General features: G+C 53.4%; 16 protein-coding genes. 8 read left to right on the forward strand and 8 right to left on the reverse strand.

Annotation, left to right across the window (positions count from 1 at the left end; all coding sequences use genetic code 11):
* Positions 1-8: 8 nt before the first annotated feature.
* The 3 genes from PsW74_RS02775 to PsW74_RS02785 all read right to left on the reverse strand — a co-directional run bounded on the left by PsW74_RS02775 (position 9) and on the right by PsW74_RS02785 (position 3,470).
* Complete coding sequence (locus PsW74_RS02775) at positions 9-647, reverse strand: glutathione S-transferase (protein WP_057464945.1); 639 nt, start codon at positions 645-647, stop codon at positions 9-11.
* Between the two features lie 100 nt (positions 648-747).
* Positions 748-2,544, reverse strand: coding sequence for an acyl-CoA dehydrogenase C-terminal domain-containing protein (locus PsW74_RS02780; RefSeq protein ID WP_063287325.1), 1,797 nt, complete (start codon positions 2,542-2,544; stop codon positions 748-750).
* A 245-nt stretch (positions 2,545-2,789) separates the two neighbouring features.
* Positions 2,790-3,470 (reverse strand): winged helix-turn-helix domain-containing protein, encoded by a 681-nt coding sequence (locus tag PsW74_RS02785; protein ID WP_063287449.1) that lies wholly within the window; start codon positions 3,468-3,470, stop codon positions 2,790-2,792.
* A 135-nt stretch (positions 3,471-3,605) separates the two neighbouring features.
* Between PsW74_RS02785 and PsW74_RS02790 the strand changes: the two genes are divergently transcribed.
* Both PsW74_RS02790 and PsW74_RS02795 read left to right on the forward strand, forming a co-directional pair.
* The gene (locus PsW74_RS02790; protein ID WP_063287326.1) at positions 3,606-3,926 is read left to right on the forward strand and encodes an NIPSNAP family protein; all 321 of its coding nucleotides are present in this window, start codon (positions 3,606-3,608) and stop codon (positions 3,924-3,926) included.
* A gap of 29 nt (positions 3,927-3,955) precedes the next feature.
* Positions 3,956-4,264 carry an antibiotic biosynthesis monooxygenase gene (locus PsW74_RS02795; protein WP_063287327.1) on the forward strand — a complete coding sequence of 103 codons (309 nt, stop codon included), beginning with the start codon at positions 3,956-3,958 and terminating at the stop codon, positions 4,262-4,264.
* A 139-nt stretch (positions 4,265-4,403) separates the two neighbouring features.
* Here the strand turns inward: PsW74_RS02795 and PsW74_RS02800 are convergent, their stop codons facing one another.
* Positions 4,404-4,850 (reverse strand): MerR family DNA-binding transcriptional regulator, encoded by a 447-nt coding sequence (locus PsW74_RS02800; RefSeq protein WP_057464950.1) that lies wholly within the window; start codon positions 4,848-4,850, stop codon positions 4,404-4,406.
* A 477-nt stretch (positions 4,851-5,327) separates the two neighbouring features.
* On the opposite strand from PsW74_RS02800, the gene PsW74_RS02805 reads away from it, so the two are divergent.
* The 3 genes from PsW74_RS02805 (at position 5,328) to PsW74_RS02815 (ending at position 11,783) form a co-directional block, all read left to right on the forward strand.
* Entirely contained in the window at positions 5,328-9,914 is a 4,587-nt protein-coding gene (locus PsW74_RS02805; protein ID WP_063287328.1) for a peptidoglycan-binding protein, read from the forward strand.
* Positions 9,915-10,071: 157 nt separating this feature from the next.
* Positions 10,072-11,001, forward strand: a complete 930-nt coding sequence (locus PsW74_RS02810) for a sulfite exporter TauE/SafE family protein (protein ID WP_057465030.1) — start codon at positions 10,072-10,074, stop codon at positions 10,999-11,001.
* Positions 10,998-11,783: a TIGR02186 family protein gene (locus PsW74_RS02815; protein ID WP_063287329.1), complete on the forward strand. Its 786-nt coding sequence runs from the start codon at positions 10,998-11,000 to the stop codon at positions 11,781-11,783. Before PsW74_RS02810 ends, PsW74_RS02815 begins: the two co-directional genes overlap by 4 nt.
* Positions 11,784-11,848: 65 nt before the next feature.
* On the opposite strand, the gene pdeM is transcribed toward PsW74_RS02815, so the two are convergent.
* Together pdeM and PsW74_RS02825 are read right to left on the reverse strand one after the other, a co-directional pair.
* Positions 11,849-12,520, reverse strand: a complete 672-nt coding sequence (gene pdeM, locus PsW74_RS02820; protein ID WP_193775923.1) for a ligase-associated DNA damage response endonuclease PdeM — start codon at positions 12,518-12,520, stop codon at positions 11,849-11,851.
* A gap of 68 nt (positions 12,521-12,588) precedes the next feature.
* Complete coding sequence (locus tag PsW74_RS02825; RefSeq protein WP_063287330.1) at positions 12,589-15,117, reverse strand: ligase-associated DNA damage response DEXH box helicase; 2,529 nt, start codon at positions 15,115-15,117, stop codon at positions 12,589-12,591.
* A 350-nt stretch (positions 15,118-15,467) separates the two neighbouring features.
* On the opposite strand from PsW74_RS02825, the gene PsW74_RS02830 reads away from it, so the two are divergent.
* The 3 genes from PsW74_RS02830 to PsW74_RS02840 all read left to right on the forward strand — a co-directional run bounded on the left by PsW74_RS02830 (position 15,468) and on the right by PsW74_RS02840 (position 17,452).
* Positions 15,468-15,860 carry a DUF4440 domain-containing protein gene (locus PsW74_RS02830; RefSeq protein WP_057464953.1) on the forward strand — a complete coding sequence of 131 codons (393 nt, stop codon included), beginning with the start codon at positions 15,468-15,470 and terminating at the stop codon, positions 15,858-15,860.
* 300 nt (positions 15,861-16,160) lie between these two features.
* The gene (locus tag PsW74_RS02835) at positions 16,161-16,784 is read left to right on the forward strand and encodes a 2-hydroxychromene-2-carboxylate isomerase (RefSeq protein ID WP_063287331.1); all 624 of its coding nucleotides are present in this window, start codon (positions 16,161-16,163) and stop codon (positions 16,782-16,784) included.
* 143 nt (positions 16,785-16,927) lie between these two features.
* Positions 16,928-17,452, forward strand: a complete 525-nt coding sequence (locus PsW74_RS02840; protein WP_063287332.1) for a hypothetical protein — start codon at positions 16,928-16,930, stop codon at positions 17,450-17,452.
* A gap of 62 nt (positions 17,453-17,514) precedes the next feature.
* Here the strand turns inward: PsW74_RS02840 and PsW74_RS02845 are convergent, their stop codons facing one another.
* Both PsW74_RS02845 and PsW74_RS29225 read right to left on the reverse strand, forming a co-directional pair.
* A complete protein-coding gene (locus tag PsW74_RS02845; RefSeq protein WP_057464956.1) occupies positions 17,515-18,384 on the reverse strand; it encodes a thioesterase family protein in 870 nt (289 codons plus the stop codon).
* A gap of 69 nt (positions 18,385-18,453) precedes the next feature.
* Positions 18,454-18,964, reverse strand: a 511-nt coding sequence (locus PsW74_RS29225) for an alpha/beta hydrolase (RefSeq protein ID WP_208987804.1), incomplete at its 5' end; no start/stop codon positions are given.

Below are 18,964 nucleotides of genomic sequence, written 5' to 3' on the forward strand. Positions count from 1 at the left end.
AAAATTGGTCAGGCTGGTGTAGGCAAGGGGTGGCCGGGCATCAGGTCATAAGGGGCTACCCAATGGGGCAGGGCCTTAATCCGCTCAAGCCATGCATTCACATTTGAATAAGGGCCGAAGTCCACACCAATCTCTTCTGGCCAAAACAGGTATCCGCACACCGAAAGGTCTGCGATTGTCGGGCGATTTCCAACAAGGAAGTCACTGTTCGCAAGGCGCTGGTCCAGCACCTTCAAAGTGGCGATGGTCCGGCCTTCAAAAAAGCGGGTCACATCGGTTTCACCGGTCTTCACCATGGCTCGCATATAGCGCAGGGTCGCCACATAGCTGGTCAGCTTGTGGTTATCCCAGAAAAGCCAGCGCAGGATTTCCCGGCGTTCTTCCTCGCTCTCCCAGCCAAACGTGCCAAGCTGCTGGGAAAGGTATTCCAGTATCACGGCAGACTGGGTCAGCCGTGTTTCCCCGTGGATCAGCACGGGAATTTCCCCCATCTCGTTCTGCTCACTGCGGAACTCAGGATCGCGGGTCGCACCATTGAAAAAATCAACCCAAGTCGGGGTCCATGATGCCTGGGAAAGCTCCAGCATCAGCGCAACCTTGTAGGCATTGCCGCTTTGCGCAAAACACTGAAGTTCATATTCCGCCATATCGCACTCCTAAAATCTGTCAGCTTAATATATCAGATTGAGAATAGGGCAGGACAAGAGCCCGGGATAGGTCCCGGGCCCTTGAGTTACGGTAATGTGATTAGAACGCTTCTGCGTCCAGGCTCATCATTGTGTCCGCACCAGTGGAGATGCGGGCCAGATGAGCAGAAGATTCCGGCATGATACGCTCCATGAAGAAGGTACCAAGGGTCAGTTTGGTGTTCAGCCAGTCTTCCTTGCCGTTTGCGCCTTCAGCAATTTTACCTTTTGCTGCAATCGCAATCTTGGTCCACATGTAACCAAGGGCAACAAGGCCAAACAGGTGCATGTAGTCGTTGGATCCGGCACCCGCATTGTCCGGGTTCTTCATCGCGTTCTGCATAAACCACATGGTCGCGGCCTGAAGGTCCTTCAAAGACTGCTTCAGCGCTGTGGTGTAAACGGTCAGCTCTTCGTCGCCTTCATGCTCTTTGATGAACGCGCCAACTTCTTTGAACCATGCCTGAATAGCGCGGCCACCGTTTGCTGGCAGTTTACGGCCAACAAGATCAAGCGCCTGAATGCCGTTGGCACCTTCATAGATCATGGCGATACGAGCGTCGCGAACGAACTGCTCCATACCCCATTCCTGAATGTAACCATGGCCACCATAAAGCTGCTGAGCCATCACAGCGTTGTCAAAGCCTTTATCAGTGATAACGCCTTTGATCACTGGGGTCAGGAGACCCATGATGTCGTCAGAAGACTGTCTTTCAGCTTCATCCTCGGAAAGATGAGAGACATCGCCATGCAGGCCAGTCCACATGTAAAGAGCACGCGCTGCCTCATTAAAGGAGCGGATGGTCATCAAAACGCGGCGCACATCCGGGTGCACGATGATTGGGTCAGCTGGCTTATCTGGTGCCTTAGGTCCGGTCAGGGAACGACCCTGCAAGCGATCCTTCGCGTAGATAACTGCGTTCTGGTAAGCCACTTCGGACTGGGACAGACCCTGAATACCAACGCCAAGACGCGCTTCGTTCATCATCACGAACATGGCGCGTAAGCCTTTGTTTTCCTCACCAACGAGGAAGCCAGTCGCGTCGTCATAGTTCATGACACAGGTCGCATTGCCGTGGATGCCCATCTTCTCTTCAATGGAACCACAGGAAACGCCGTTCATTTCACCCGGATTGCCATCTGCATCAAGCGACTTCTTCGGCACAACAAACAGGGAAATACCCTTGGTGCCGGCAGGAGCGCCTTCGATACGAGCCAGAACGAGGTGAATGATGTTCTCGGAAAGATCGTTATCACCTGCAGAGATGAAGATCTTTGTGCCGGTAATCTTGTAGGAGCCATCCGCCTGCGGAACAGCCTTGGTGCGCAGCATGCCCAGATCCGTACCACAATGTGGCTCGGTCAGGTTCATGGTGCCAGTCCACTCACCCGTTGCCATCTTAGGCAGGTAAGTGTCCTTGATCTCGTCACTTGCATGCGTATGCAGAGCAGCCATCGCGCCAGCTGTCAGGCCCGGATACATGGCAAACGCCATATTCGCCGAACAGATGTACTCATTCACAATGCCGGAGAAGATGGACGGAAGGCCCTGACCACCATACTGCTCAGGAACGGACAGACCACCCCAACCAGCTTCAACATACGCATTGTAGGCTTCTTTAAAGCCTGGAGGCGTTGTCACAGAGCCATCATCATGGCGGATACAACCAGCTTTATCGCCAGAATGGTTCAGCGGCTGCACGATCTCCTCAGAGAACTTTGCGCCTTCTTTCAAGATGGCTTCAACCAGATCCGGCGTCGCCTCGGAGAACCCGGGCAAGTTGGAATGTTTTTCGTAACCCAAAACATCTTTGAGCAAAAAGAGAGTGTCTTCGACGGGAGCACTATAACTCGGCATAGCAATTTTTCCTTCCGACCAACCCTAGAGGCATGGCTTTAACGTTTGCGTAAACGTCAACTTGTGACGGAATATAGAGCGCCCTCGCGCCTGCGGCAAGTTATACCCAAGTGTAATTTCTTAGGGGTAGGTACGTATCCGCGGAATCCTGCGGGTTTGCACCTGATAACTTCCCTGTGAAATCTTAGTGGACCCTGCCTCTGGTACTATGAAAGTGACGGGTAAGCTTTGTCTGCCCCTCAATTTTAAAGGGAAAATATGGCGTGAAAGCGAGAATCGCCGTTTTTGGAAAACTCGATTATGCGGCTCCCGTCCACACGCTTGGCCCAGCCTTGCTCCAGAAAGAAGGAGAGCAGGGAGGTGCCCGCAATTCCTGCCAGATGCGACCGCCGTGCACTCCAGTCCAGACAGGATTTGCACAAGGGCCGCCGCTTGGTCTCCTTGTCCGGTAGCGCCACACCCAGCTCATTCAGGAAGGATCGGCCATCTCCGGTCAGATGAAGCTGCTCACCATCTTCCACCAAAAACTCTCGCGCCAGCAGACTGTCATAGGCCTGGACCCCATACTCTCCGGCCAGATGGTTGTAGCAGATACGGGCTTTGCGCAGGGCGGGCTCCTTCGGCCCGGTCCGCACACGCGTCATGCCAGAGCGCATGGCAATGCCGCTCATAGCTTCCAGCAAAGCTGCAACATCAGCATCTGCCAGATTGTAATACTTGTGCCGCCCCTGTTTGCGCAGGGTAATCAATCCGGCCTCCGCCAGCCGTCCCAGATGAAAACTGGAGGTCTGAGGCGTAACACCAGCCTCCTGAGCCAGTTCACTGGCCGTCAACGCCACGCCGGTCATAAGAGCCTGCAACATGTTCGCCCGTGCCGGGTCTCCAATGAGCGCGGCAATCCCGGCAATATTCGGACCTTCTTTCATGTGGGGCTCCATTCTTGAATTCTGCCCGATGACTATAGCACACACGCAAAATTGATAGTTCGATCACGATCGAAACAATAGCGCAGACCAGCTTGCTACACCGGTGGCATTGACGAACTGAACCGGAGATTTGTGATGCTCACCTGTGTCATCCGCTACCAGATAGACCCGACGAAAAAGGCAGAATTCCAACAATACGCGCGCAATTGGGGGCAGGCGATCCCGCGTTGTGGGGCAGACTTGATTGGCTACTATGCCCCTCATGAAGGTTCCACCACATTGGCCTATGGCATCTACAATGTGCAAAGCTTGGCTCACTATGAAGAATACAGAGCCACTCTTGCAAATGACCCGCTCGGGCGCGAAAACTATGAGTTCGCTATGAGAGAAAAGTTCATCCTGAAAGAAGACAGAACGTTTCTCACTCTTGCATCCACGCCGCATGCAAAGCCGTAATCGCCAAACAAGCCGTGAAAGTTCCCAGCATGATTGCCGTTATTTTTGAAGTTGAACCCTTCGCAGACCACAAAGCCAGTTATCTGGATGTGGCTGCCTCAATTAAGCCTGAACTGGAGAAAATCCCGGGGTTTATCTCTGTTGAGCGATTTCAGAGTCTCACCAATCCTGAGAAAATTTTGTCACTGTCATTTTTTGAGGACGAAGAAGCTGTGAAGCGCTGGCGCACTCAGGAAAAGCATCAGGAAGCGCAGCAACTGGGAAAAAATGAATATTTCCAGAAGTATCGCATCCGCGTGGCAAGCGTTTTGCGAGATTATGGTTTGGATAACAATTAAATTAAGAAAGTTCGGGAGATAAGCCGGTATTTTATAGGTGAAAAATATTGAACGTATTCTTCATGAATAAATTCAGGTGCCTATAAGTGGCTATAAATCAAAAAGGTGGGGTAAAAGCCCCACCTGACCGGACTGGAAATCAGCCTCTTTTTTCGCGCAGCATACCTTCAACAATCGTGACGGTTCTCTGCAGGTCTTCAATCGCTTCATCAATATTGGCGCGCTGACCTTCAAGCACTTTAATCTGCTCCTGAAAGCGGCTCAGCGCCACCTCAAGCTGGGTGACCTGACCGTCACGCAGATCATAAAGATCCAGCATACTGCGGATTTCAGTGAGAGAAAAACCAACACGTTTTCCCATCAAGACCAACTTTAAACGCGCACGATCCCGACGGTTGTAAATGCGATTAAGCCCGTCACGCTTAGGATTCAGGAGGCCCTTGTCCTCGTAAAATCGAAGAGTGCGGAGGGTAACATCAAATTCTTTTGCCAGGTCGCCAATGGTAAACTGTGTCTTCTTTCCCTTACCCAGCTCATTGGCAACAACATCAACAATCATCTCATTGATATGTAGGGCTTCGCTCATCTGCTTGACCTGTTCTTCTTTGCTCTCACGACACTGCCTCTAATGTACGACATCCGTACTTAAGTACATGCTAAATGATGCACCGCGCAATTTCCATCAAGTTTATACATTGGCAAGAACACGTAGGTCCAGCGTGTGCGGCTTGATAACCCTTAATTCGAGTAAATCGGGACACGAATTATTTTCATGAGTTTGTTCGGTACTCCCTGAAATAGCAGGGTATCTGCATGATAACCGCCGTAATTCACATTCCTTAAGGGCTCTTCACGCAGAATTCGAGCTATTAACCCGCTATTTACCCTAACGAGTAAAAAACTAGTCCTACGAGTTTTAAGACCGGTGCAAAACCGCAAAGTGATTCGTTTCTTGACCCACTCACAGACCACGTAAAGTGGTTGACGTTTATTTTTATAATGTGATTTGGGCAGGGAAAGACGACATGGCGTGGTCCGGACAGTTTTATGAGGCCCTTCAGGCATGTCTTGGAATAAACCAGAATTTGGAAAATCCGCTTCAGACAAGTCCTTTGGTGAAGGGCTGGATGCAGACCACGTTAAGTGGTTGGAGGAAAGTGGAATGGCGCAACATAATCCTGCAGCAGCAAGGCATGCGGCCCATTCTCCCTATTCTGATGAATTTGGTGCAGCGGCGCAGCAACCTTACGGACAACCTCATCCCACGTCTCAGGAAGCGGCGATGAACGAAGTTGCGCAGGCACTAAGCCGCCTGATGCAGTCTGAAGGCCGTACACCCCTCGCTCATGCAGAACCACAGCCGCGTGCACGTGATCAACATATGCATGCGCGTGATCCTCATGCTCGCGACCCACATACTCGTGACACCCAAGTTCGTGATCCCCAAAATCGTGATCCATGGCACCGCTCTGACCTGAGATCCGGTCTCGACCAGTCAACAAGCCCACATGCCTATGAGGATCAGTACGATCCGTCTGCCGACCAGCACCTGTATGCACGCGCTGGTATTTCTCGTGATCCGCTCCTGCATCCGCGCCCGCCAGTTATGCGCAGACAGGAACAGGCTCCTTTACCACAGGCTCCTGAAGCTTATGCGCCGCAGCGCCGTGCCCAGCAATACGCTGAGCCTGCACCAATGCAGCCGCGTGCGCACCAGCCATCCGCTCATCCTGCTGCCCCTATGCAGCCGGAAAAGCAGGAATGGGCCGCACCCGTGGCCAGACAGGACGAAGATCCAAACGCGGAGAATTCCAAGGTAAAGCGCATCAGCTCTGTGCTTGATGCCTTGAACGCCCTGGATGAACGCTTGAACTCCCTTGCTCATAACGAAAATGAAAAAGGGAAGGGTGTTCCGCCAAAAGCTGAAAATGCTGCGCCTATACAAGAGCCAAAACCAGCTCCTATGGAGCAGAACTGGGCACCCGCCGCGCAAGATTATGCTCGTCCGCCGGTCACGCAGATGGAGCCTCGCTTCAACGCAGGTGCAATGCCGCACGGTGTGGAAGCACGGCAGAGCCAGAGACCAGCAGCACCGCAGCCAGCACAAACTGCGGAATATTCTGAGCTCAACACAATGATTGACGGCCACTTCAAGCAACTGGCCAGTCAGCTTGATACGTTGCGCGAGCCGGATGAAGCGCGCTTTGAGCAATTGCATGATGGCATGCAGACACAGCTCAACAGCCTGCGTGACGAAATGATGGATCGTACCTCTGACAATCGCTCGCAGCTCTCCGAGATTATTGGGCGCCTGCGCGATGAAGAGGGCAACGGCCTGCTGCTCAAAGAACTGCGCCACGAACTGGAGCAGATGAAGTCTGCGCTGTCCCGCTCTGACATTGAGGACAGCCTCAATGCTCTGGGCATGGCGCATTCATCCATCCAGTCTCGCTTGCAGGAACTGGCAGAAAAGAATGTTGATCCGGCGATTTACGAGAGCCTGTCTGAGCGGATGGCCGAGGTGGAAAACCAAATCCGCCAGCTGCCTCGTGTTGATCAGCTCAACTCGCTGGAAAACCGTCTGTCCTCCATGGGCGACCGTCTGGAAGATGTTTTGCTTCGCTCCGGTACCGCTGGCCTGGAAGTTGTCCGCGATGAAGTTGCTCAGCTGAGACAAGTTATTGATCGTCTGGATTCAGGCCGCATGATCCATGATGTGGATCAGCGCATCCGGTTCCTGACAGCCCGTATGGATGAACTGGACCACTTCTCCGCAATTCAACGTGATATCCAGTCTCGCCTCAGCAGCGTTGAAACACGCATGCCAGATGGCGAAGTGATTGACCGTCTGCATGGCCGTTTGGACTCCATCTCCAACATTCTGGCTGAAGGCCCGGAAAAAGCAGGCAACAACGATCAGCTGAACCGCTTGGAAGATCGCCTTTCTGATATCGGTCAGAAGCTGGATCGCATGGAGAAAAGTCCGGAAGCCACAACAGGCTTCGATCAGGCTTTCTCGTCCATCGAAGGTCGCCTCGACCATCTCTGCAACAAAGTGGATGACATTGAAGTCCGCCTGACGGAAACCTCCTTCGAGGTTGCTTTGAACGAGAACGAAAGTGCGGCTCTTGCCCGTCTTGAACAGCGTGTAATGACGCTGACCCAGATGGTTGAAGACAGTGCGCATGCCGGTTCCTCCGACAAAGCAATGTCCATGATCCGCGCTGAGATCGCAGAACTACGTGGCCACATCGGTGCATTGGCAACCACAGGCGATATTGAATCCCAATTGCAGGAGCTGGCTGCAACCATCTCCAGCCCGTCTGGCCTGTCTTCAGATGTTGAGATTGATCGTCTGGAACAGCAGATTGCAAATCTCTCTCAAAAGCTGGATATGTCTCAGACCCAGTTTGGCGCGATCGGCAATCTGGAAAACAGCTTCGGCACCATCGAGCAAGAGATCAAAGGCCTTCACACCGACATGGTGGATAAGGCGCAGCAGATCGCACAGGATGCAGTAAAGGCTGCAACGGACAATCTGGCTCTGGGCAATGGCGCCGAGCAGGGGGAGGCTGTTGAAGCTGCCATTTCTGCGCTGCGTCTCGACCTGCAGTCCCTGCTGGAAGCATCCGGCCAGAAAGACGATGTAGACCAGCATGCGCTGCAAGATGTGCGCGATGTGCTGGGCACCATTTCCCATCGTCTGGAAAATCTGGAAAGCATCCGTAACGCCATTGGCAACACAGAGATTTCCAACGAACACCAGAAACTGGTTGGCGACACGCAGATCAGCAGCATTCTGGGCGCCTTCAATATGGGGCGCAAAGGAAACTCAGCGGAACAGGCTGCTGCAGCTGAACCGGAAGGTCCGCGTAACCGTAAAGCAGACTTCATAGCAGCGGCCCGCCGCGCTGCAAAAGCGGCTGCCAAAGAAGCGAAGACAGCCAAGCAGGAAGACGAAAAGCCTGCATCCGGCACGAGCAAAGCACCAGAACGGGCACGCCGTCTGCGTGATTACATCAGCCCGAACCGGACCAAACATGTTGAGGTTCCTGAAAACCTGCGCGCCAAAAAGGCAGCTGCAACGGCTGAGGTTCTCAGCAAACTTCAGGTAGCCGAAGAGCCTATTTCTTTAAGCTCAGAAGACATCGTAAGCGAGACAGAGACTGCGGTGAAAGAGCCGATCAATCTGTCTGCTGCACCTGTTGAGTTGGGCAAAGTTGAAACAGAAACAAAAGGCAAGAAGAAGGAAAGCAAATCCAACCGCCGCCGTGCAATCATGCTGGCAGCTGCAGCTCTTCTTCTGACCATCGGCGCGTTGCGGGTGTTCGACACAGGTCTGTTCTCCAGTTCAGACGGCGTTGACACTGCAGGATCTGACACAATGCCAAGCATCATGGCGCCAGATGCACCAATGCCAGGCAAAGACAACTCCTCCCTGCTGAGCGGTGGTGTAGACGCAATTGCAGCGCCTGATGTTGTCAGCCGTGTATCCTCCATGCCCTCTGGGGCAGAGTTACCTTCACCCGTCAGTTCCACAAGCATCTGGCAGTCTGGCTCCGCCACCGCACCGTCCGAACCAACCAAAGAATTGATCTTTGGTCAGGCAACCGACATTGGCGGGGGAAATAGCAAAGCACAGCCAGCTCAAAAAGTTGCCTCCAATGTGGCCGCTGATCCGATCACAACGGCAAGCGTTCCAATCACACAGGCAACCGCTTCTGGGTTTGGCGAGCAGGTGACACCAATCATTCCGCAGCAACCAGTTCAACAGGTTGCTCCAAAACAGTCCGCCTACGATCTGCCATATGCAATCGGCCCGATTGATCTGCGCACAGCCGCCACCACTGGCGAAGCCGCAGCCCAGTTCGAAGTCGCACGCCGCTACACCGAAGGCAATCTGGTTCCCGCCAATCTGGGTGCAGCAGCGGACTGGTACCGCAAAGCGGCAGCGCAAGGGTTGGCGCCAGCGCAATACCGCCTCGGCAGCTTCTATGAAAAAGGCCGCGGTGTTGAGAAAGATCTGGCACAGGCACGGGACTGGTATTCTCTGGCAGCCGCGCAAGGCAACATCAAAGCCATGCACAACCTCGCTGTTCTCTATGTAGAAGGCATCGATGGCAAACCGGATTACACCTCCGCCGTCAAATGGTTCCGCATCGCTGCTGACCATGGCGTAGCAGACAGCAAGTTCAACCTTGCCATCCTCGCAGCGCGTGGCCTTGGCATGAAGCAGGATCTGGTGGAAAGCTACAAGTGGTTCGCCCTCGCAGCCCTGCAAGGCGACGATGACGCCGCCGGAAAACGCGACGAAGTCGCCGCCAGTCTGACCAAGCGCCAGCATGGACAGGCTCTGGAAGCAGTTGCGACCTATCAGATGAAGCCGGTTGATCCTGCCGCCAACAAAGTCATGATCGACACCAAGTGGTCCGGCAAGCCGAAAACCACAGTTTCACAAGCTGGTTCTCCATCTGTGAAAAAAATACAGCAAGCCTTGCTCGATATGGGGTATGATCCAGGCAACCCAGATGGTGTAATGGGACCTAATACACGGCGCGCGATCAAGAGTTTGCAAGCGCGTTTGGGAATGGAAGCAACGGGTGAACCTGACCGGCGTCTGATGACGGCGCTGGCCTCTCAGACCATATAATTTCACGTTACTAGGGGATTTCTGGTTAGATTTGCACTTGCTGCTCCGCGTAGATTGACAGAGCGTCTGGAATGGCGCTTAACACTCTACAATGTTGTTGGATAAAAGGTGACTCGGGGCGCACTGTCAGGTCACCTGAGTGACCCGCGGTGCCATTTTGCAGATCTATCTACCCATTGCAGAACTACCGATTAATGTCTTTATGATCTTCGCCATGGGCGGAACCGTCGGGTTCCTCTCAGGGCTTTTCGGCATTGGTGGCGGCTTCCTGCTCACGCCACTGCTCATTTTCTCCGGAATTCCGCCAGCGGTCTCTGTTGCAACCGTCACCACACAGATCGTTGCCTCTTCGGCTTCCGGCGTTCTGTCGTACTGGCGCAAAGCGGGCATTGACTTCAAACTCGCCGGAGTTCTGCTGTGTTCAGGTATCGTCGGCTCGGCCATCGGCGTCTGGATCTTCGGCATCCTGCGCAGCCTCGGGCAGTTGGATCTGGTGATCTCGCTGGCCTACGTCACCTTCCTCGGCACCATCGGCGTGTTGATGCTGGGTGAATCCATGAAGGCCATCATGCGCCGCAAAAGCGGGAAAGCACCTGCTGGCCGCAAACCCGGACAACACAACTGGGTGCATGGCCTGCCGTTCAAGGTCCGTTTCCGCCGGTCCAAACTCTATGTGAGCGTCATCCCGATCTTCGGTATCGGCAGCTCCATTGGTTTCCTCGGCTCAGTTCTCGGCATCGGCGGCGGCTTCATGATGGTACCTGCGCTTATCTACCTGCTGCGCGTACCGGCCAATATCGTCATTGGCACCTCACTGCTGCAAATCCTCGGCACCATGGCCGTGGCAACGTTCCTGCATGCCATCAACACCCAGTCCGTTGATATCGTGCTCGCCCTGACGCTTATGATCGGCGGTGTGATTGGCGCTCAGTTCGGCGCTCAGGTGGGGCAGGGCATGCGCGGTGAGCACCTGCGCCTCGGCCTCGGCTTGCTGGTGCTGCTCGTCGGCCTGCGCTTTGCGTTCAATCTGATTGTGGAACCGGAAGACCTCTATTCCGTCAGCGTGATTGAGGAGCCAGTCAAATGAGACGAGCGCTCCACTCACTCACAACACTGCTGACAGTCCTCTTTCTGGCACTCATCTCTGGCGCACCCGCTCTGGCTGAAAAGCTCGTTTCTGCCGTCTCGTCCTCTCACGTGGCCATCACCTCCAACTTCACCGGAACGCAGATCCTCGTTTACGGAGAGATCGCCAGAGACGCAGAAACCGTCTCCAGAACCGGCAATCAGGATGTGGTCGTCGTTGTGGAAGGCCCGCTGGAACGCGTCACCACATGGCGTAAGGACCGTATCGTCGGCCTTTGGATCAACGCCACCTCACAGACCTACATCGCTGTCCCAAGTTTCTACGCCGTCCATGCAACGGATGACCTGCGCAACATCGCATCAGACGACTGGCTCAAACAGTACCGCATTGGTTTGGAACACCTGCCGCTTGCAGCCCTGGGCACCCGTGCGCCAGCGTTAGAGCGCAATGCGTTCAAGGCAGCGTTTCTGCGCTCCCGTGTCCAGCACGGCCTTTATTCGCAGATGTCCAAGTCCATCAACTTCCTGAGCCCGACCCTGTTCTCCACCACCGTGGACCTGCCAGCCACCATCCCGACAGGGGACTACAAGGTCACGACCTTCCTCTTCAGCGGAGGCGTATTGCTGGACCAGCAGGAGCAAGTCCTGACCGTGGCGAAAACAGGCTTTGAGCAGGTGACGTTCAACCTGTCCCGGCAACATCCGGCAGTCTACGGCGCACTGGCCATTATTCTGGCCCTGTTCACCGGATGGCTCGCAGGCGTGATCTTCAAGAAAGATTAGGAAGTGAAAGCGTCCATCGATGGTAGACAAAAGAAAAGGCCCTCAAATCAGAAGGCCCTTTTTTATTATTCGCTGAGGAGCTTGGAGGCAGTGAATGGGAACAATCGCCCGTTGCCCAGCATGAACACCGAGAACCGCTTCTCGGCAAACACATCAGAAAAAGCTCTGTCCATCACATTCAGGCCACCTGTCAGCGCACCAAAGGCTGGCAACACAAGGCGGTTGCCGTTGGTCGCAAAGCAGGCTCTGCGAATGGTACGGCCCATCCTGCGCACTTTGGCGGCTGGGTGCAAGTGCCCGCAAATCTCGCCGCGCTCGGCCTCTTCATTCGGCTCATGCCGGAAGCTAAGGGATTTGATGGAGAGCTCTTGATAGCGCTCACCGCAAATGTGCCGGGCAATCTCAGGGTCGTGGTTGCCAGTGATCCAGATCCACTCCCGTCCCAGCTGCATGGTTGCCAGCATGGCGAGATACGCCGCAGGCATGCGCTCGGAGCTTTCGCAGTCATGGAAACTGTCACCAAGACAGATCACGCGGCGCGGATCGAACAGATCGATCAGGGCGGAGAGCTTTTCCAGTGTGGCAGCTGTATCATAAGGAGGCAGCATCAGGCCCTTGCTCTCGGCAATGCTGGCTGCTTTTTCCAGATGGAGATCGGAAACCACAAGGGTCCGCTCATCTGGCCACCACAAGGCTCCACTGTCGTGAAGGCCAACAAGTTCTCTTGCGAGAGACAAGTCGTGGCATACAGGAATAGGTTGACGATAACTCGGTTCTACTCGTGGCTGCAACTGACTGTTAAGTCTCACAATTGGGCCTCCAGTAATAAATCATCTGCTGCGTCCGCCAGCAGCTCTTCTGTCGCACTTCCAAAGATAGGCTCTTTCCCAATTTCAAGAAGAACCGGAATAGCCAAAGGAGAAACGCGACCCAAAGCACTATGCGTGATTCTTTTGTCGATACGAGAAAGAAAGTGACCTAAACGAGAGATATCCAGAAGTCCTGTAGCGGCATCCGTCCAGGTTGCTTGTAAAAGCAGGTGATCGGGCTCGTGTTCGTGCAGTACGTTATAAATAAGATCCGTATTTATAGTTATCTGCCGCCCGGTTTTCTCTTTGCCAGGGTGCCGTCGTTCTACGAGACCTGAGATCATAGCGCAATTTCTAAAGGTTCGTTTCATCAAACTACTTTCAGCAAGCCACGCTTCAAGGTCATCACCAAGCATATCTTCTTCAAATAGGTCATCCAGCTTCAAGCGCCCGCTTTTTATGGCAGCGCCCAAATCTGTCAGCCCCCACAGGGCCAGTGAATACTCAGTTGCCACAAACCCCAGAGGATGCAGGCCAGCGCGCTCAAGACGGCGTGTCAGCAGCATTCCCAGCGTTTGGTGAGCCAATCTGCCTTCAAACGGGTAGCACACAAGGTAGTGCTTATCGTTCCGCGGAAAGGTCTCTACCAGAAGACGTTCATAATCTGGTAACTGTGATTTCTCTTTTTGTAATTCCAACCATTCACGAACCTGACCTGGCAAAGAAGACCAACTGTTAGGATCAGAAGCAAAGTTGCGTACACCCTCAGCAAGATAGGTGCTGAGCGGAAACTTGCCGCCCTGATAACTCGGGATCTTCGGGTCTTGCGAAGCACTGCGGGACACATAGGCCTCGCTCTCCTTAAGGCCCTCAAACTTCAACACCTGACCGGCAAACACAAAGGTGTCACCTACAGCAAGCTGTTCAATAAACCACTCTTCAATCTCTCCCAGCATCTTGCCGCCAAACCCAAGAGGCCGCTTGCTGTTGGTTCCTCGTGGTTTCACCTGACGCACTTTAAGCGTTGCCGCATCTAAAATTGTGCCGGAGTTGAGACGATATTGCTGGGCAAATTGCGGGTGGGAAACGCGAAACAACCCCTCTTCGGTCGGGCGCAACTTGGCGTATCTGTCATAGGCTTTCAGCGCATAGCCACCTGTTGCCACAAACTCCACGGCCTTCACAAACAGATCATAATCCAGATGCCTGTAGGATTGACTGCTGATCACCTCTTCATAAAGCTGCTCAGGCTCAAACGGTGCAGCACAGGCAACGCACATGATGTGCTGAGCCAAAACATCCAGTCCGCCCTCGCGAAGAGGAGGGGTGTCTTGCTCTCCTGCTTCAGAGGCTTCCAGCGCTGCCTGACATTCCAACACCTCAAACCGGTTGGAGGGTACCAAAATGGCCTTGGAGGCTTCATTCATGCGGTGATTGGCGCGGCCTATCCGTTGTGCCAGTCGGCTTGCCCCTTTGGGAGCGCCCACATTGATCACCAGATCGATATCACCCCAGTCGATACCCAGATCCAGCGAGGAGGTACACACTACGGCTTTAAGCTGACCCGCCGCCATATGGGCTTCCACCTTGCGGCGTTGTCCCACATCCAGCGAGCCATGGTGAAGCGCAATAGGCAGCGTATCTTCATTGATGCGCCAAAGTTCCTGAAACAACCGCTCCGCCTGCGAGCGCGTGTTTACAAACACCAGTGTGGTGGTGTGGTCTTTAATCTCCTCATAGATCTCCGGCAGGGCGTAGATGCAGGAATGGCCAGACCACGGTAGCCTTTCCTGCGTCTCCAGGATGCTGATATGAGGCTTGGCCCCACCTTTGGCCTGCACAATTTCAGCATGGCGAACCTGTTGCGATAAAGGTTGTTCCACCAGATAGGCACGCAGATCATCAGGGTGCGCAATGGTGGCCGAAAGCCCGATACAGCGCAGGTTAGGTGCCAGCTTGCGCAAACGGGTCAGAGCCAGAGCGAGCAGATCTCCGCGCTTAGAGGTCACCAGCTCGTGCAACTCATCCAAAATGACATAGTGCAGATCAGCAAACAGCCGCTCGGCGTTCTTGTCAGAAAGCAGAAGTGAGATCTGTTCCGGCGTGGTCAGCAAAATGTCTGGTGGAAGACGTTTTTGCCGCTGCTTCTTGTGGCTGGGCGTATCGCCGGAACGGGTCTCCAGCTTGATGGAGAGCCCCATCTCCTCAATTGGCACCTCAAGGTTCCGGTGAATATCCGTCGCCAGAGCTTTAAGGGGAGACATGTAAAGTGTGTGCAGACCACCTGTCCCGGCAGCCTTCGCTTCTCCGGCCTTGCGCTTGTCCGCCTGACGTTTGTGATGCAGGTCCACCAGTGACGGCAAAAAACCCGCCAGTGTCTTACCGCCACCGGTTGGAGCAATCAGAAGGGCGGAGTTGCCAGCGGTCACCTTGTCGAACAGCTCCAGCTGGTGAGCACGCGGAGCCCAACCACGGCTGCCAAACCAGTTATCAAAGACTGAGGGAAGGTGAGAGGTGTCTGTCATAAACGACGAAAAGGTCCGATCCTGAAAACAGTTGAGCGCACTTTGCCACCAATGATCACATGTGCCAATCAGAAATGGGGCAAACCAAGAACATTTTAGCAAAGAGGAGAAGGGAGGGGGATAAACCGATCTCACTCAACCCATTGGTGTCAAACCATGAGATTTATTCTGTGAGGTGGTCGGGATATCGGCATAAAAAGCGGAAAATACCCATGAAATTTGTTTCCTTCTGAAAAAAGGACTGGCAAACTGAGCCCTATCCACGGCATATAAGGGAAAACGGGCTCCAGAAGCCTTACCTTCGTGAAAAATGCTGGCACATCAATAAGCTGGGAAAAGGGGCAGTCACTATGAGTGTTCAGGACGAAACAGAACTAATGCTCTCCGAGTTGTTTGATAGCTATGCAGATGCCTATGAGGATTATGACGCCGGGCTGATTGCAGATTGCTTTGCATTTCCCTGTGTAATCTGGCAGCTGGAAGAAGGCCATGTCTTCAACGACAAGGCTGAGCTTTGCGAGAACATCGAAGCACTCTTGGAAGTGCACCGCGAGCATTATGTAACCTCTTCCATCTACGAAGTGGTGTCCTCTCACATCTCCGGCTCCACCGCGAGCGTCAGCCTCGACTGGCAGCAGGAAGATGACGAAGGCGAAGCAGTCTTCGATTTCACTTGCCACTACCTGCTTATCAACATCGAAGGTCGGTGGAAGATCGCAAGCATTGTGAACGAGCCTGCCTGATTGAATTCGGCTCAGCAATGAAGAATGAAGCTCCCGACTGCGAAGTTTGGGGGCTTTTTTGTAACCAACGCACAAAAAACGCCTTTAACGCAAACCAACGCACATAAGAACGCAAAGCTGATTTCTGATGTGTGTCTCGCTCCAATATGACCGGTTTTCAGATAAACAGCCGTAAAAACAAAACTCTACAGCTGCTCATACGGTCTGCGCGTTTTTGTGAACGCCAGCACAGGGCTTTCTCATTGAAATCTATCTGTTTTTGCAACAGGATAGGCTGAGTGTATACATTGGGGAACAATCATGACTGCACAGATCGATTACTTCTATACGCACCTGTCGCCATGGGCGTATCTGGGCCATCAGGAATTTCTGCGCATCGCGGAAAACTATGATGTCACAGTGACCTTTCGGCCAGTCAATCTCGCTGTCTTGTTCCCGCTGACAGGCGGTTTGCCTCTGGGCAAACGCCATCCGGCCCGCCAGAAGTATCGGTTTATTGAGCTTCAGCGCTGGGCAGAAAAGCGCAGCGTTTCAATGAACTACAAGCCAGCCCATTTCCCGGCGGACATCGCGCTGGCAGATTCCATCGCAATTCGTCTGCAGGAGCAGGGCGGCCCGGTTGGCACTTATTCCCAGAAAGTCTTTGAAGCGGTCTGGCAAAAAGACCTCAACGCAGCCGATGAAAACGTCCTCACAGCCATCCTGAATGAGCTCGGTCTGGACGCGGATAACCTCATCGCGGCTGGAAAGTCTGATGAGATGCTGGAAGCTTACACAGTCAACTCCCGCATGGCTGAAACGGCAAATGCGGTCGGTTCACCAACCTATCTGCTCAACTCTGAGCCATTTTGGGGACAAGACCGCCTCGACCTTCTGGAAGATGCGTTGAAAAGTGGTCGCGGCCCTTATCAAAGCCTCGAGTAGTTCCCATTTCATGCCTATGTCTGATCGGATGGTCAAGGCGCTCTGATTGCTGCTAAACTGAAAGCCATATCTGCAAGCAGGTATGGCTCTGCAATCTCCAGAGGCTTTAAGTCGTTGATTTGAAACAGAGATGGGAAGAAATCGTGAAACAGTCTTATCTGGCCAGTGGAATCCTTGCGGTCACCTTTGCGCTGAGTGGACAAAGCGCATTTGCCCAAAGTGAGCAGGATGTTCCCGTTCGCTTTGAAATGCAGCAGACGGATAAAGGACTGATCCGCCTCGACACCCGCACGGGGATAGTTTCACTCTGCGCCACCAAGGCCGAAAAACTCGTCTGCCAGCCTTCCCTTGACGGCATCATGGTCTACGAGGACGAAATCACCCGTCTGGAAGCAGAAAACAACAAGATGCGTCAAGAACTTAGACGCATCTCCGAAGCACTTGCTACTCTGACCGAAGACGCCAGCATCGCCGCCATCAAACCCAAAGCAGGCCTCGACCTCTCCATCGCCAAACAACAGGAAGAAGGCTGGTTCGGCGACGAAGAAGAGCAACAACTGGAAGAAGCACTGGAGTTTACCGAAAACGCCATGCGCCGTTTCTTCTCTGTTGTCGAAGAAATGAAAGACGATTTCCAGAAGGGCGAAAACGAACAGCCAGCGCAGTAACAAGCGGGCATAAAAAAACCGCCTTCAAAGGAAGGCGGTTCTTAACGCGTTGATCGCAAAGCTTACTGTGTTTGTAAGGCCACCAGTGCTGTGCGGAAATCTGCTGTCAGAGGAACAGTCTTACGGCTGTTCAGATCCATGCTGATAGACACCTGATCACACACCGCCGCCAAACGCTTGGTACGAGATTCAAACAGATGATGGCGGATTGTGAAGGTGTTTTCCTGAACGCTGGTCAGCGTAGAAATCACCAAACCCATATCCCCCAGCTTCAGCGGGCTGATCCAGGAAAGCTTCTGCTCCAGCGCAACCCGGCCATATTCATTCTCATCCAACCACGCCGTGTTCATCGGAGTCCGCTCCCACACATGCGCCGCTGCATCAGAGAAGCAGGCAAGTGCAAATGCGTCTTCAGCTTTCTGTTCAGCATTCAGATTCCGTGGCAGAACTGTTGAGCGGCCAGTAATCTGCGCACCGCTCTTGAGCAAATCATCAATGGTTGGTTTGCCAGAGAACGGGCTTGGAGAGATGCCACGTGGAACCGCTGGCTTGGAGATATTCTCCTCAACATCTTTGAAGCGCGCCCGCAACTGCTTTGCAGAACTAGGATTTGGCGTATATCCGTCGATGGCAGTCGCACATATTTCCCCGGTGGAGCCTTCAATCATTTCATGCACAACAGAGAGCATGTGCGGCCCGTCAAAGGCCACATAAGACTTCACGGTAATCAGGGATGCAGCAACCAGCTCTGCATGGTAACGCACGTGCCGAACACGGCGCGCACCAACCAGTGCTTCGCTAAATCCGGTCATCATTCTGAATTGACGGTCAGCTTCTTCAAATTTGGAGAAGTAAAACTGCACGTTCAAATGGTCGTTCTCGTCGCATTCCCATGTATTCACAAACGAGAGAAGTGTTTCTAAGCTTGCCATATCCAACCCTTTGTGCAGCCTCGGTCCATAAGCGCTACTGCGATAACCCACTAATTATTAATAATTAGGTCAGGTCGAACCGAATTTCGTCCGAAAAAAACTATCTATCCTTTGGGTGCTCAGCTTGGCAAGAGCAAGATCAAAACTTTGAAAAACATGACATCCATGGGGATAAACCTCAAGTGAAGTCTCCACTTCAGCAGATTTCAACCTGGACGCGAGAAAACAAGTATCATCCAGTAGTGGATCTTCTGTACCTACACTTAGCAGTGTTGGTGGCAATCCTTCCAGCCGGGCATACAAAGGAGAAACCGCTGGATCTTCCGCGTTTTCCTCTCCAAGCAGAAAATGCCTCCTGAACATCTGAAGATCACGGGTTGTCGGAAAAAGCACCTCTTCACCCCAAAGGCGGGCAGATGGAGTTAGTCCGATGTCATACCAACCTGATAACAAAACCAACGCCTTAAAGGGGATCATCCCATGCTTGTCACGCAGGCGAAGGGCGGTCGTCAGGGCCAATGTCGCACCCGCACTTTCCCCGGTCAGAGCAAAGGCATCCCAGCCATATTGGCTCGCGCCT

Source organism: Pseudovibrio sp. W74 (assembly GCF_001623085.1).
In the GTDB taxonomy this organism is placed as follows: domain Bacteria; phylum Pseudomonadota; class Alphaproteobacteria; order Rhizobiales; family Stappiaceae; genus Pseudovibrio.

Bases quoted from the DNA above. Each gene is read 5' to 3' on its own strand.
- PsW74_RS02775 (WP_057464945.1), bottom strand. From the start codon at position 647: ATGGCGGAATATGAACTTCAGTGTTTTGCGCAAAGCGGCAATGCCTAC.
- PsW74_RS02780 (WP_063287325.1), bottom strand. From the start codon at position 2,544: ATGCCGAGTTATAGTGCTCCCGTCGAAGACACTCTCTTTTTGCTCAAA.
- PsW74_RS02785 (WP_063287449.1), bottom strand. From the start codon at position 3,470: ATGAAAGAAGGTCCGAATATTGCCGGGATTGCCGCGCTCATTGGAGAC.
- PsW74_RS02790 (WP_063287326.1), top strand. From the start codon at position 3,606: ATGCTCACCTGTGTCATCCGCTACCAGATAGACCCGACGAAAAAGGCA.
- PsW74_RS02795 (WP_063287327.1), top strand. From the start codon at position 3,956: ATGATTGCCGTTATTTTTGAAGTTGAACCCTTCGCAGACCACAAAGCC.
- PsW74_RS02800 (WP_057464950.1), bottom strand. From the start codon at position 4,850: ATGAGCGAAGCCCTACATATCAATGAGATGATTGTTGATGTTGTTGCC.
- PsW74_RS02805 (WP_063287328.1), top strand. From the start codon at position 5,328: ATGTCTTGGAATAAACCAGAATTTGGAAAATCCGCTTCAGACAAGTCC.
- PsW74_RS02815 (WP_063287329.1), top strand. From the start codon at position 10,998: ATGAGACGAGCGCTCCACTCACTCACAACACTGCTGACAGTCCTCTTT.
- PsW74_RS02825 (WP_063287330.1), bottom strand. From the start codon at position 15,117: ATGACAGACACCTCTCACCTTCCCTCAGTCTTTGATAACTGGTTTGGC.
- PsW74_RS02830 (WP_057464953.1), top strand. From the start codon at position 15,468: ATGAGTGTTCAGGACGAAACAGAACTAATGCTCTCCGAGTTGTTTGAT.
- PsW74_RS02835 (WP_063287331.1), top strand. From the start codon at position 16,161: ATGACTGCACAGATCGATTACTTCTATACGCACCTGTCGCCATGGGCG.
- PsW74_RS02845 (WP_057464956.1), bottom strand. From the start codon at position 18,384: ATGGCAAGCTTAGAAACACTTCTCTCGTTTGTGAATACATGGGAATGC.